At 60.1% G+C, this 12,875-nt stretch carries 12 protein-coding genes and 1 pseudogene; 7 read left to right on the plus strand and 6 right to left on the minus strand.

Going from position 1 to position 12,875, the window contains the following annotated elements; all coding sequences use genetic code 11:
* Positions 1-170: 170 nt before the first annotated feature.
* Positions 171-1,220, minus strand: coding sequence for an NAD(P)H-dependent flavin oxidoreductase (locus tag BSG20_RS09910; RefSeq protein WP_072374623.1), 1,050 nt, complete (start codon positions 1,218-1,220; stop codon positions 171-173).
* Between the two features lie 313 nt (positions 1,221-1,533).
* On the opposite strand from BSG20_RS09910, the gene BSG20_RS09915 reads away from it, so the two are divergent.
* The gene (locus tag BSG20_RS09915; protein WP_072374269.1) at positions 1,534-2,187 is read left to right on the plus strand and encodes a glutathione S-transferase family protein; all 654 of its coding nucleotides are present in this window, start codon (positions 1,534-1,536) and stop codon (positions 2,185-2,187) included.
* Positions 2,188-2,207: 20 nt separating this feature from the next.
* On the opposite strand, the gene BSG20_RS09920 is transcribed toward BSG20_RS09915, so the two are convergent.
* Complete coding sequence (locus BSG20_RS09920; RefSeq protein WP_072374272.1) at positions 2,208-3,113, minus strand: universal stress protein; 906 nt, start codon at positions 3,111-3,113, stop codon at positions 2,208-2,210.
* A 243-nt stretch (positions 3,114-3,356) separates the two neighbouring features.
* Between BSG20_RS09920 and BSG20_RS09925 the strand changes: the two genes are divergently transcribed.
* Positions 3,357-4,385, plus strand: coding sequence for a CorA family divalent cation transporter (locus tag BSG20_RS09925; RefSeq protein ID WP_072374625.1), 1,029 nt, complete (start codon positions 3,357-3,359; stop codon positions 4,383-4,385).
* Positions 4,386-4,492: 107 nt separating this feature from the next.
* On the opposite strand, the gene BSG20_RS09930 is transcribed toward BSG20_RS09925, so the two are convergent.
* The gene (locus BSG20_RS09930; protein ID WP_072374275.1) at positions 4,493-5,119 is read right to left on the minus strand and encodes a hypothetical protein; all 627 of its coding nucleotides are present in this window, start codon (positions 5,117-5,119) and stop codon (positions 4,493-4,495) included.
* A gap of 284 nt (positions 5,120-5,403) precedes the next feature.
* Here BSG20_RS09930 and BSG20_RS09935 point away from each other — a divergent pair, with 284 nt between their 5' ends.
* Positions 5,404-5,898, plus strand: a complete 495-nt coding sequence (locus tag BSG20_RS09935; protein WP_072374278.1) for an RrF2 family transcriptional regulator — start codon at positions 5,404-5,406, stop codon at positions 5,896-5,898.
* 160 nt (positions 5,899-6,058) lie between these two features.
* Here the strand turns inward: BSG20_RS09935 and BSG20_RS09940 are convergent, their stop codons facing one another.
* Together BSG20_RS09940 and BSG20_RS09945 are read right to left on the minus strand one after the other, a co-directional pair.
* A complete protein-coding gene (locus tag BSG20_RS09940) occupies positions 6,059-7,090 on the minus strand; it encodes a porin (protein ID WP_072374628.1) in 1,032 nt (343 codons plus the stop codon).
* Positions 7,091-7,453: 363 nt separating this feature from the next.
* Entirely contained in the window at positions 7,454-8,515 is a 1,062-nt protein-coding gene (locus BSG20_RS09945) for a Rossmann-fold NAD(P)-binding domain-containing protein (RefSeq protein WP_072374281.1), read from the minus strand.
* A gap of 276 nt (positions 8,516-8,791) precedes the next feature.
* Here BSG20_RS09945 and BSG20_RS09950 point away from each other — a divergent pair, with 276 nt between their 5' ends.
* The 3 genes from BSG20_RS09950 to BSG20_RS09960 all read left to right on the plus strand — a co-directional run bounded on the left by BSG20_RS09950 (position 8,792) and on the right by BSG20_RS09960 (position 11,437).
* The gene (locus tag BSG20_RS09950) at positions 8,792-10,843 is read left to right on the plus strand and encodes an NAD(+) synthase (RefSeq protein ID WP_072374284.1); all 2,052 of its coding nucleotides are present in this window, start codon (positions 8,792-8,794) and stop codon (positions 10,841-10,843) included.
* A gap of 75 nt (positions 10,844-10,918) precedes the next feature.
* Complete coding sequence (locus BSG20_RS09955) at positions 10,919-11,128, plus strand: hypothetical protein (RefSeq protein WP_072374287.1); 210 nt, start codon at positions 10,919-10,921, stop codon at positions 11,126-11,128.
* 51 nt (positions 11,129-11,179) lie between these two features.
* Positions 11,180-11,437, plus strand: a complete 258-nt coding sequence (locus BSG20_RS09960; protein ID WP_072374290.1) for a hypothetical protein — start codon at positions 11,180-11,182, stop codon at positions 11,435-11,437.
* On the opposite strand, the gene BSG20_RS09965 is transcribed toward BSG20_RS09960, so the two are convergent.
* Positions 11,438-12,340 (minus strand): LysR family transcriptional regulator, encoded by a 903-nt coding sequence (locus BSG20_RS09965; protein WP_072374292.1) that lies wholly within the window; start codon positions 12,338-12,340, stop codon positions 11,438-11,440.
* 230 nt (positions 12,341-12,570) lie between these two features.
* Between BSG20_RS09965 and BSG20_RS09970 the strand changes: the two are divergent.
* A pseudogene (locus BSG20_RS09970) lies at positions 12,571-12,873 on the plus strand (nucleotidyl cyclase domain-containing protein); the annotation flags it as partial.
* Positions 12,874-12,875 lie beyond the last annotated feature (2 nt).

Consider the following 12,875-nt stretch of genomic DNA (forward strand, 5'->3'; position numbering starts at 1 on the left):
ACTGCTAATGACGCCCTTGATGTATCCGCCGTATGTTGACGGCGTCTGGGCGTGCATGTTGCTGTATCCCGCGGCTCTTTGAATACAGTGTGATACAATGTCAGCGCTTTCATTTCCTCCGATAAATCATGAAAAATCGCTCGAACCGCTCGGTCGTCGTTTGGCGGGAGCTATCCGGCAAACAGGCTGCGGATCAGGTCGGAGGTCGACCCCTGCCAAAGCTCGCCTTCTCCCGTTCCTGCCCATAACGACAGAAGGTCGGGCGAACCTTTTGCGGCGGACGCGCCTCGCAAGTCACGGGTAAACTTGTTCTGCGCGGGAAACGGCATGACGGCATCCATGTTCGGCGTCATCTCCTCCATGAAGCGGTTCTCGATACCTCGGGCAAACCGGCCTGAAAAGACGCGTGTCGTTCGGGTCTTTCGCATCGGAGCATCGAGTTCGGACCGGTAAGGAGCCGACGTGCCGGCCTCACTGGTGGCCAGGAAAGCCGTGCCCAGCTGCACCGCTTGCGCGCCCGCGGCGAGGGTGGCGCGAATGTCCGAGGCGGTCATGATGCCGCCCGCCGCGATCAACGGCACGCGCACTTTCCCCGTGCATTGAGCGAGAAGGTCGCGAAGCGCGATCTCCGGATCGGCGGCGTCGGGTTCGAAGATACCGCGATGGCCGCCGGCCTCGAAGCCTTGGAGGGTGATCGCATCAACGCCACTGTCTTCGAGTGCCTGTGCTTCCTCCGGTGCGGTCGCCGTCCCGATGAGCATAATGCCGGCATCTCGTGCCGCTTTCGTATGATCTGCCGACAACAGGCCGAAGACAAAACTGAACACGGCCGGCCTAATCCTCAGAATGGTCTCGAATTGGGAGTCGAAGTCCTCTTCGAAAGGTGCTGAGAATTGCGGGGTCGGCAGATCAAGCTCGGCGCGATATACGGCCGTGGCTGCTATCGCCCGCTCCACCGCGGCCGGATCAACGGTTGGGGCGGCATGAGGAATGAAAAGGTTGATCGCGAAGGGCTTGTCCGTGCGCTGGCGTACCTTGTCAGCGAATTCAACGATGGCTGCGGGATTGGAATAGGCGGCCCCGGCCGAACCCAGCGCGCCAGCAGCCGAAGCTGCGATCACCAGTTCGGGCGTTGAGGGGCCACCGGCCATCGGCGCGACGACAAGGGGGTAGTTCAATCCAAGCTTGCGAAGAGGTTCGCCGTCGATCTCGGTTGGCACGTCCAATCTCCTTTTCCTGCAGGGGCGTCGTTTCCTTCATTTCGCGGAACAGGCTGTATTGCGCTGGACAACGCTCGATGAGCCCTATCTTGCACGTAGCAGGTGTCGCGACTATTGCGCCCAATCGCTTGCTTCGACAAGCTGCTCGCAGCAGGTCTGTGCACGGAATGTGGCGGTCGTGCCAGAGCCGACGCTCGACAGCAACGCGTCCTTTGAGCTGATTGAACTGACCGCTAGGATTATGTCGAGCACAAACTGTCGGGTTCCCGTTTAGCCAACCGTCTTCAAGACAGACAAGCTCTGGAGGGCAGCGATGACTATTACAATTACCGCCTTTGAACGGTCGCCTGATGGCGGCAAGGGTCTGGCGCGTGACATGCGCGTTCGCTGGGCGCTCGAAGAAGTTGGCCAGCCTTACGACGTCCGCCTTCTTTCGTTTAAAGCGATGAAGGAGCCCGCGCATCTCGCGCTTCAGCCTTTCGGGCAAATTCCGACCTATGAAGAAGACGATCTGGCCTTGTTCGAGTCGGGGGCAATCGTGTTCCATATCGCGGAGCGCCATGCCGGCCTGCTGCCAGACGATGCGAATGCCAGGGCGCGCGCGATCACATGGATGTTTGCCGCGGTCAGCACGATGGAGCCGCCGATCGTCGATCGCGAAATCGCCCGATACCTAGAGGGCGACAAGACCTGGTACGAAGAGCGCCGGTCTCTCGTCGAGGAACGCATCCGAAAGCGGCTGAGCGAACTTTCCGATCGACTTGGCGATGCCGACTGGCTCGACGGCGAGTTCAGCGCCGGTGACCTTCAGATGGTGTCGGTGCTGCTCAGGGTGAAAGGATCGGGCATACTGGCCGAATACCCGAACCTGTCGGCCTATGTCGCTCGCGGTCAAGCGCGGCCCGCATACAAGCGTGCATTCGACGCTCAGTTGGCGGTTTTCACCGCCGCATCGTCCGGCTCCTAAAGGTGCGCTTGGCGGCTCTGTCAATGGCTCATTAGCAGGGGAACAGTGGCATGGGACAGCAGGCGATAGGTGACGCGGCCGAGAAGCAGTTCGAGCAGATAGCCGTGCTTGAACGCGCCGATCAGAATGCAGCTGGCGTTGACCGATGTACCAAAGTCGAGAATGGTGTTGCCGACCGAGCGGCCCGTTGACGAGGTCACGACGACCTCGGCATCGAGTCCCAGCTGCCGGCACATTTCCGTCGCGGTGGTCTCGTAGTGCCTGTTCGGCTTGTCATCGACGCAGAGCACGGTAATGCGGTTGGCGGCGTCCAGCCAGCGCCGTGCGGCGACCATCGTGCGCCGCGCGTGGTCATGCGGCTTCCAGCCGATCAGGACGTGGTCCAGCAGACGTCCGCGATAGCCATTGGCCGGCGGGACGAGCACGAGCTTGCCTTCGTGAAAGAGGACGTCATGGAAGGCGTCACGAGCGTCGAGATTGCCTCGATAGGGCGTGACGACAAGCGACGCGTTCCGGCAGACGTTGCCGACGCAACGGCGCAGGTCACCCTGGCAATCGCCGAGCACCAGGCTTTGCCGGTGAGGCGCGCTCAGTCTCCACTCGTCGAACAGCCGCTTGATGCGTTCGAACCGTTCGTGGGTCGAACCTTCCTCGAGGTCTCGGAGCATCTGCAATTCGATTTCCTCGGCCGATACGAGCATTGCCAGCGGATCGGCCCCGATATGTACGGCGGCGATGCTGTCCTTTACGGCGTCGGCCGCGTCGTCAGCCAGGTCGAGACAGGACTGTGCCGAGGCCGGATCGGGCAAAAGGACGACAATATCGGCATGCTCGGTGAGATCGCGAACGTTACGCGGAGCTTGCCCTGAGTCAGGCGCGCCGAAGCCTGGTGACCAGTTGCGGTGATCGGTGGTTGTGGTGATCAAGCTGGCCCTCCTTCCTGGATCGGCCTCGCACAATTACACTGCAATAATACGCCAATCTGATCGGTGTTGAAATCGTCTTGGCGGACGAAGGCGAGCTATTTTGAACGCCAAGCCCGCGGCTGCCGGATACCAATGCTCATTCTGGCGGTCTTGCGCCTTGATCGCGACCTGCTAGAATCTGCCGTGCCAAGCTTTTGTGTTGGCTGCATTTTTAGGTTCCTCTGGCTATTTGCGGGGCGCGCGATGGAGACGCCAGTTACCTCTAAAGTGAGCTACGGCGCGGAGCCCGGATTGCGCTTCGCCCTGCTCTTGGACGGGTGTGGTGGCTGCACACAGCTGGACATTGCTCGGGCGCGACGATGGAAGCCGGAAGATGGGATCATCTGGCTGCATTTCGAGCGCGACCATGTGGCGGCTGCCGATTGGATCAACAGGGAAAGCGGCCTCGATAGCTTCGTGACGGAAGCCCTTCTCGAAGAGGAAACACGGCCGCGCGTCGAGCCTGTCGCCGACGGTCTGCTGATCATCCTTCGGGGCGTGTGTGCGACGGCGCCGGACGAAGAGCCGGAGCAGCAGACCGACATCGATCTCGTGCCGCTACATATGTGGATCGACGTCAACAAGGTCATTTCCCTGCGTGACAGCGGCCACTACATCACCGCACTTCGCGACATTCGCCAGGCGCTCGAGAAAGGCAAGGGCCCGCATCGCACCGGAGACCTGCTGGCGCTGATCGGCGACAAGCTTGTGCGCGACCTGGAGCCCGTTCTCGACGCCATGGACGAGGAGGTGGACGAGCTTGACGAGATGATCTTTCACGGCGAAGCAAGCGAGGTGCGCCAGCGCCTCAAGCTGTTGCGCCGGCGTTCTGTACAGCTTCGCCGCTATCTGGCGCCGCAGCGCGATGCATTGAACCGCATCGAACATGATGACGCGCCATGGCTCCTGGAGCGCGACAAACTGCGCATGCGCGAGGTCATCGACAAGCTGATGCGATTCATCGAGTACCTCGATGCCATCCGCGACCGCACCGGTATCCTGCACGATGACCTATCGACGGTGATCAGCGAACGCATCGCACGCAATTCCAATCGGTTGGCGGCGCTGGCGGCCCTGCTGCTGCCGCCGAGCGTCGTGGCCGGGCTGTTCGGAATGAATGTCGGAGGCATTCCGGGGGTCAACGACGCCTGGGCATTCGTCATCATCGTGATGTTCGTGACGATCACATCCGTTGCGACGCTTTGGTTGCTTCGGCGGATCGGCTGGCTTTAGACAGCGACCGTGTTCTGTGCGCAGGGCATCCGTGCCTGCGCCTCGGCTCGTGACGGAATACGGTGGCGTGGCGGCGGTGAATGCACCGTCCGGCAATGCCTTGCCGATCAGTTCGCTGCGAAGCAGTAGAACAGACCGTCGCCTCCGGTCGTCTTGAAGGCTTCCACGGTGCAGCCGCCACGTGTCGGATGCGAGGCGTTCCACGACTTGGCTTCCGCTGAATCATTTGGTCCCGTCCGGTCGCTGTGGCCGACGATCGCGACACCTTCTGCGCCGCCCATCGTCCAGTTGCCGCATGTTTGAGGCGCCGCGGTGCCATCGGCTTGCGAGCCGGTCAGGATGTCGTGGCGGTTCGGTGTGTCGCCGCGGCCGTTGATGACTTCGCCCTTCTCGTTGAGCGCGGTCTGCTTGGTCAGGTTGTTCTTGTCGCTGTGTAGGGAGGCCACGTCGTCGGCGATTTTTTCACCCTTGGCATTATGCCATGGCCCGGATCCGATGCGATCCTTTGCGTTCTCGGCGTCGGTGGAAAGATAGGCCTTCCAGGTCTTGCCAGTGGCGCCCGCGGCTGTGGCAAGTGTGTTGCAATAGGCGTCGGCACCGGCGAGGCCGCCGAGATCGCCGCCCTTGCCGGGATTTGCACTGGTCACGAAGAAACTCATCGCGGTGTCCTGAGCATGGACCCCAACCGCTGAAAAGGCGAAAGCGGCTGCGATATAGGCAAACCTGCGTCTCATGGCGTCTCTCCCTGGTTGAAATTTCTAAGGAGCGAAGCGTATTGCAGGTAAGCCTTCGCGTAAAATCGAAATCGCGTGATGGAGCCTTGCAACTTGGTGTGCCCTCATGCCGAAAGGCTACGGCTTTCAGGTTTATTTCGCGGCGCACTCCGTGTCGCTGCCGTATCCGCCCTATCCGAGGTTTCAGTCAAGTCGCCGTGATTTCAACCACGCGTTCTTGACAATGGATTCGCGTGGTAAATATCTGTCACGAACCGGCTTCAGACGTAAGGCCTCAGGACAGCATGATCGACACGCGTTTTTCGACCGCTCTACAGATTGTCATCAGTGTCGCCGTCAACGAAGAGGCAAATCTGCGCACCACGAGCCAATCACTTGCACAAGGGCTGGACACCAGCGCCAGCTTTGTCCGCAAGCTGCTGCTGCCGCTCAACGAGAACGGTATTCTCGCTACTGCCCAGGGCGGCAAGGGCGGCATCCGTTTGGCGCGTCCGCGGGACCAGATATTGCTCAGCCAGATCTATGCTGCTGTCACCGGCGACAAGAAGATCTGGGCGACCAGGCATGACATTCCGCATGAGGGGCTTGTGGGCGAGAATATCGGAGACCTCTCGGAGTTTCTTTGCGATCGCGCCGAGCAGGCCGTCGTCGACATGCTTGGTTCGGTGACCATTCACGACAGCGTAGCGGAGCTACGCCGCCTCGAGGCGCTAAAATCTGCCGGCCATCAGCCGCCGACGGATGGAAGTCTCGTGCGCGATCGCCACGCCGCCGAATAATTTCGTCCGCAAGACGAAAAGGGGTGGCCGGGCAGGGAACCCGGGCCACCCCTCCTAACTGATCGGAGGTCAATCTGATCAGAAACGTTAAAGAGGCGCCGCATCGCCTTCTCCGTGACCTTAGTCGCGAAGCAAGGTGAAAACGCGGCGCCGTTTTCGATTAGAATGCGCGCTGGAGGCGGAAGAAGCCCGACGTTACATCGTTGCCGATGTCCGGATCGAGGTAGTTGACGGTCGCCTTGGCGTAGAAGTTGTCGACGATCTGATAGTCAACCGTCAGACCAACCTTCCAGGCGTCGTTGTTGTCGTTGAAGTCGCCAGCGACGATGCCGTAGTTGCCATAGTACTGGGCGGCCGGGGTGATCTTCAGCTTGTCGGTCGCCTTGATGGCGTACTCGGCGGCGATAGCCCACTCAGCGGCCTGATAGTAGGAGTTCGGGCCGCTGGAGTAGACCGCTGCGAGGCCGAGAGTGCCCGGACCGATAGCGACGGTACCCATGGCGCGGACGGCGCCTTCTTCGTTGTCGGTGTCGTAGCCGGCTGTGACCTGGTATCCGAATACGCCAGCCTTGCCGCCGATGCCGATCGCTACGCCGACGTTGTTCGGCTGTTCGCCGGCACTGTAGTAGCCGTCTTCCAGCTCATCAACGCTGATACCAGCGTAGAAGTTGTCGGCTTCGTACTGATAGCGGATCGAGTTGTGCAGCGTAATCTTGCTGCCGATGTCGTCCGTTTCGCCCGACAGGCCATCGTCCCACCAGCTGTAGAACAGACCGGCGCGGATGCCGGCGATGTCGATGTAGGCCGAGTCGAGCTTTGCGATCTGTCCGGACGCATTGTCGGCATTCGTCTGCAAAACGATGACGCCCGTCAGCGGACCGTATTCGGTGTCGCTCTTGGCAGTGAACTGGAGCTGGCCGCGGGTAACGGCATCCCAGTCAGAGGTGCCGGTGGTGGACGCGCCGCCCGTGACAGCGTTCGGGGAAGCGTTGACCTGGAAACGGATGTAACCGCTGATCTTCAGGCAGGTTTCCGTGCCCGGGATGTAGAAGTAGCCGCTGCCGTAAGCGTCGCAGACGCGGACATATTCAACCGGTTCCGGCTCAGCAGCAACGATGGCGTCAGCGGCCTGCGCGCTCGAGATGGCAGCCAAGGCCGCCGCCGAGCTCATGAGAATCATCTTAATGTTCATAATCAGTCCAATCTTCTGTCGATTGGGCACAGGTCGTCACTGCCGAAAGCCGGCTCTACCTACCCCAAATTGTTTCGTACAAGCCCTTGCGGGAAACGCGGTACGTCCGCGGCGCCAAATTACATTTCCGAATAAATGTATCAATAATAGATACAATCAAAATTGAGTTTTGCTGCAAAGCGGAATTCGGGTGTTGCACAAAGGCAACTGTCGGTTTTTGCGCAAGGAAACGTTTACCGACGCTGGTTATAACCGTTTGTTACTCAACGCGTTTTTGAAACGGATGGTTTCAAAACAATAATGTTGCGCTGCAGCATCGATGGCGCCGCAGCAGCCCGTCCTCTCTTCAAGCGGGCGCTGCGATCATGGTGAAACGCGCCTCAATGTCGTTTCTTCATTCATAAGCGCGGCCGTCATGGAATCGCGCGGATCGAGCCTCAGAGAACAATCCGCGTCGATCAAATGTTCCAGCAGATTTCTCAGCCCGTCACTGAAGTGCCGGCTCGCCTCGGCGGCTTCGTGGCTCGCAAGTGTCGCGGAGCCGATGATTCGAACGCCGAAAACGTTGATTGTTTCGTCGACACGCATCAGCGCGCAATTGCCACCACTTTCGGCCGCAAGATCGACAATCACCGTTCCGGGGCTCAACCGCGAAAGCATGGTCTCGTCAAGCAGCATCGGAGCGGTTTGACCGGGTATCACGACATTGGTCGTGATCAACTGCATCTTGGACAGAGGATCGCAAAGCTCTTGGCGAAGCCGTGCCAAGTCTGCGGACATGCCGAGGAATTTGGCACCGAGTCGTTCGATCTTTGCTTGTGTATCCCTCTCCAGGCCAAAGCCGTGGGTCAGCGCGCCGAGACGGCGCGCGGTCGCCAGTGCCTGCAGGCTTGCTGCGTCGCTGCCCAATGCGGCCATTCTGACCGGCCGGACAAAGCTTCCGTCCACCATCAGCATCGGATGCGAAATGCCGAACTGCCTGGCCGCTTCCAGTATGGCGGCGTGGCCGGTAATGGCTGCCTGTCTCGATGAAATGTCCGCACCCTTGACGCCCTGCATCCCGGAAAGCCTGGCGATGTCGAGATGGAGCGGCCGTTGTCCAGCTGGTAGACCGGTCACCGGTGCTGCGTTCGAACCAAGGAAAATCAGAACCGCTGTCGCTGGAAAGATCCGCGTGGCTGCCGGCCGCCGCACACTGACGAATACATCCGAAGAGGATGCCATCTGAGCAAACTCGGCGGGCTCGGCGCCTGCAGCGATATAGGCGTCGTCTGCGTGCCCGGCGCCGATGCCGCAGCTGCGCTCGAAACGAATCGACATACGCGCGCAAAGCCGCCGCACGTCGTCCGGCGTCAACGCGACGCGACGCTCACCGGGATGTGTTTCCCGAAGCAGCCCGGCACGGACGCGGATAACATTGGACATTCATTGCTCTGGAAGAGAGGTAAATCGAACTGTGGCGCGCGAGCGATATAGGCTGACTCTTCCATAGTTTTATGACAGTTTCGTAATTTTATTTTGGGCAGTTTCGCGGGTTTTCCCTTTTCGCAACTGCTGATAAGTCCTTCATTTTGCAGGATACTGTTTGCAGCTTGCATGAGCGATGTCGAATAAGGCTGTTCGCCGTGCGAGATCAGGTTTTGCCCGGAGGCATTTGGATGTAATGGTCAGTCATCAGGCGCTTGGCTGCTGGAGGCATTGGTGAATTTCTATTCGGTTTATGATCAAGGTTTTGTCCGCGTGGCGGCCTGCACGCCGAATTGCGAGATCGGCGATCCCGATTTCAACGCGCAGGCAACATTGGAACTGGCGCGGCAGGGACATGCCGAGGGCGCTGGCCTGATGGTATTTCCCGAACTCGGAATCTCCAGCTACTCCATCGACGACCTCCTCGGGCAGGACGCGCTTCTCAAGGGCGTCGATGCTGCGATTGCGGAGATTGTCCGGGCAAGCCGCGATCTCACGCCGGTTCTTCTTGTCGGCGCGCCGCTGCAGAACGGCGGGCGGCTCTACAATTGCGCGGTCGCCATTCATGCCGGTCGCATCCTCGGCGTCGTTCCGAAGATGCATCTCCCGAACTATCGCGAGTTCTACGAGAAACGCTGGTTCGCGTCTGGGCGAGGCGTGCGCGGCGACAGCATTCGTGTGGCCGGCGAGACGGTGCCGTTCGGAACAGACCTCATCTTCGCAGCCGAAGATATGGAAGATTTCGTTTTTCACATCGAGATCTGCGAAGATCTCTGGGCGCCGGCGGCCCCGAGTGATTTCGGCGCGCTGGCGGGTGCACTGATCCTCGCCAACCTTTCGGCCAGCAACATAACGGTCGGAAAGGCCGATACCCGTAAGCTTCTGTGCTCGGCACAGTCGGCGCGTAGCCTGTCGGCTTATGTCTATTCGGCCGCCGGCCCTGGCGAATCGACGACGGATCTGGCGTGGGACGGTCAGGCTTGCATCTACGAGCTCGGCAGTCTGCTTGCCGAAACCGATCGGTTCCCGACGTCGTCGCAGATATGCGTGGCTGATATCGATGTCGAGAGGCTGCGGCTCGAGCGGTTGCGAACAGGCACGTTCAATGATGCGGCCACGCTCAACCTCACGGCCGGGCACGAATTCCGGCGCGTAGCATTCCAGTTCAAGAAACCGAAAGGCGACATAGGCCTGAAGCGCGATGTTGCGCGCTTCCCCTTCGTGCCCGCTGATGAAAGCCGCCTCGATCAGGATTGCTACGAAACGTTCAACATCCAGGTGCAGGGGCTGATGAAGCGGCTACGCTCGACCGGCATCAAGCGGCTTTGCATCGGCATTTCGGGCGGTCTCGATTCCACCCATGCCTTGCTCGTCGCGGCGCGCGCCTTCGACCAGCTCGGCTGGCCGCGTTCGGACATCCTCTGCTTCACCATGCCGGGATTCGCGACGGGCGACGCCACCAAGTCGAACGCTTGGGCGCTGATGCAAAGCATGGGCGTCACGGCGGAGGAAGTGGATATCAGGCCACTGGCCCTGCAGTTGCTCAAGGATCTGAAGCATCCCTTCGGCAGCGGCAAGCCGGTCTACGATACGACCTTCGAAAACGTCCAGGCTGGTCTGCGCACGGACTTCCTGTTCCGAGCCGCAAACCAGCGCAGTGCGCTGGTGCTGGGTACCGGAGACCTGTCGGAAATTGGTCTCGGTTGGTCGACCTACGGGGTCGGCGACCAGATGAGCCACTACAACGTCAACGCATCGGTGCCGAAGACCCTGATCCAGCATCTGATCCGCTGGGTGATCCGTTCCGGTGATTTCGATGCGCAAGCGAATGCGACCTTGGAGAGCATTCTCGGCACGCTGATTTCGCCCGAACTGGTTCCCGCCGATGAGAACGGCGTCATGCAGAGCACGGAGGACAAGATCGGGCCATACGATCTGCACGACTTCGCCCTCTACTACACGACGCGTTTTGGCCTTCGCCCTTCGAAAATCGCCTTCCTTGCCTACAATGCCTGGCGCGATGCCGGGGCGGGCGTCTGGCCGCCGCATTTCCCCGCCGACAAGCGCCGCAGTTTCGATCTGCCCGTCATCAAGCACTGGATGGAGGTTTTCCTGTTCCGTTTCTTTACCATCAGCCAGTTCAAGCGGTCGGCATCGCCGAATGGCCCGAAAGTGACGTCGGGCGGATCGCTGTCTCCGCGTGGCGATTGGCGTGCGCCATCCGACGGCAATGGACGGATATGGCTGAAGGAGTTGAAGACAAATGTCCCTGATGCAAAAGCCTAGGCCTGTCGATAGCGGCTTGCAAAAGCTGTTGGCCGCCGCAGATACCGTTATGTGAATGACAGTTAGCGGTACCACATGGAAGATGAACCTTGTCCATTCGAAGATCTCCCCCGCTACGAGATCCGTCAGGAGCCGCGTGGAGGGTGGACGATCGTTGACACCTTGACGTCCCTGCCTGCGGCAACGGACGGCAGGGATTTCGTCGGTCTCACCAAGAGAGATGCAGAGGACATTGCCCGCGAGCTAAACCTCAGTGCCGCCCAGGGTCGCGATCCGCTGCTCTGATCTCCCGGAACTTGCCGACAGCGGTCGCGTTTCGTTGCCAGAGGTGCAACGATGACAGCCAAGGACAACAGGCCGGACGATCATCCTGCTGATCGGCACACGGCCTACGAAGCGCAGGAAAAAGCGCTGTCAAGGGAAGGGCGAAGCCTTTCGGCCTGGGCATTGTTTGGTGCCGTCGTCTTCGTGGTTGCGATGGTCGTGTTGGCATTCAGCGTCTGGACAGGCGGCGGAACCAGTCCCGCGCCAAAGGCGCCGGCAGGAGCCACGAGCCCCAATACCGTGCCGCCGCCAACGCAAAACACGAACTGACTACGTCATCCATTTCCGGTGCTCCGCAAAGCGCTCTGCGAGCAGGTCGATGAACAGGCGAACTTTCGTCGGTAAGTGACTGCGGTTCGGATAGACGGCGTTGATGCTGAACTCGACGGCGCGATAGTCGGGCATCATCCGGACGAGTCGTCCCGACGCGATGTCGTCGAACACAACGAAACTCGGCGCCAGGAAGATGCCCTGGCCCGTCGTCGTGAGGTGCCGTAGCGTCTCGGCGCTGTTCGATACGACGTTGCCACCGATCTTCACGCTCGCCTGGGTGCCATCGGCGCCTTCAAAGCGCCATTCGTCTCCGTAGGGGTAATAGGTGTACTGAAGGCAGTTGTGGTTGGCCAAATCCGCCGGTACCTGCGGTATCGGATGGCTCTCAAGATAGCTTGGCGAACACACAAGGATGTGCCGCCAAGGCGTCAGCTTCCGGACAACGAGGCTCGAGTCCGGCGGCGGTATGGTGCGGATCACCAGATCATAACCTTCCTCGACCATATCGATCATCCGTTCCCCAATATTCATATCGAGGGCGATCGACGGATAGAGCTCGAGATACTCGCTGACCACCGGCAGAAGGAAGCGGACGATGGCCGTGCTGGTATAGACCTTGAGGGTACCACGCGGCGTAGAGCTCATCGCTCCTGCGGTACTGTCGGCTTCCTCGAGATCGGCCAGGATCTGGGCCGAGCGTTCGTAGTAATACTTGCCGGTTTCCGTGAGGCTGACCTTGCGCGTCGTGCGGTTGAGTAGCCTGACACCCAGCCTGTCCTCGAGGGACTGTACGTGGTTGCCGACCATCGTCACCGACATGTTGAGACGGCGTGCGGCCGCAGAGAAGCCGCCGCACTCCACCACGCGACCAAAGACTGTGAGGCTTGTCAGCCGGTCCATTGGGTTCTCCGATTATCCGCTCTGGGTTGATGATCCTTCCCGATCTGAGCAGATTATCAGAACGCACGTGACGGCGCATTGTCCATCTCATCGAGTTTGACCTCGCGTGGCGAGGCAAGTCACAGGAGAACAATGGTCGAATTTCCCCGCAAGGAAGCATTCGAGGTCGCCGGGGAAGCCGACCAACGCGACCACCCCAGCAGCACGTCGGCATTGATCGCCGAAAGGACATTCTGCGAGAGATCGATCGGTTCCAGTTCGGCGAGATTGCTGTCAGCGTCTGTATTGCCTTGCACCATGGCGAGGTCAGCTACGGCAATATCGGTTCCAGCCGACGCCTCGATTTCACGCTGATCGGCCCCGACGTCAATCGCGTCAGCCGCATCCATACAGCGTGCGGAGATCTTCGCGTTCCGCTCCTGATGTCCGATGCGTTCCGGAAAGAGGCGCAGGCCGAAGCCGTCTCGGCCGGCTGGCAGACACTCACGGGGTTCCCGCAGAAGGTGGAGCTTTTTCGATTGCCAGAGGCATGAAG

Origin of the sequence: Rhizobium tibeticum (assembly GCF_900110205.1) — a bacterium.
Classification (GTDB): Bacteria; Pseudomonadota; Alphaproteobacteria; order Rhizobiales; family Rhizobiaceae; genus Rhizobium; species Rhizobium tibeticum.

Bases quoted from the DNA above. Each gene is read 5' to 3' on its own strand.
- BSG20_RS09925 (WP_072374625.1), top strand. From the start codon at position 3,357: ATGGAGACGCCAGTTACCTCTAAAGTGAGCTACGGCGCGGAGCCCGGA.
- BSG20_RS09935 (WP_072374278.1), top strand. From the start codon at position 5,404: ATGATCGACACGCGTTTTTCGACCGCTCTACAGATTGTCATCAGTGTC.
- BSG20_RS09965 (WP_072374292.1), bottom strand. From the start codon at position 12,340: ATGGACCGGCTGACAAGCCTCACAGTCTTTGGTCGCGTGGTGGAGTGC.
- BSG20_RS09930 (WP_072374275.1), bottom strand. From the start codon at position 5,119: ATGAGACGCAGGTTTGCCTATATCGCAGCCGCTTTCGCCTTTTCAGCG.
- BSG20_RS09945 (WP_072374281.1), bottom strand. From the start codon at position 8,515: ATGTCCAATGTTATCCGCGTCCGTGCCGGGCTGCTTCGGGAAACACAT.
- BSG20_RS09915 (WP_072374269.1), top strand. From the start codon at position 1,534: ATGACTATTACAATTACCGCCTTTGAACGGTCGCCTGATGGCGGCAAG.
- BSG20_RS09940 (WP_072374628.1), bottom strand. From the start codon at position 7,090: ATGAACATTAAGATGATTCTCATGAGCTCGGCGGCGGCCTTGGCTGCC.
- BSG20_RS09955 (WP_072374287.1), top strand. From the start codon at position 10,919: ATGGAAGATGAACCTTGTCCATTCGAAGATCTCCCCCGCTACGAGATC.
- BSG20_RS09960 (WP_072374290.1), top strand. From the start codon at position 11,180: ATGACAGCCAAGGACAACAGGCCGGACGATCATCCTGCTGATCGGCAC.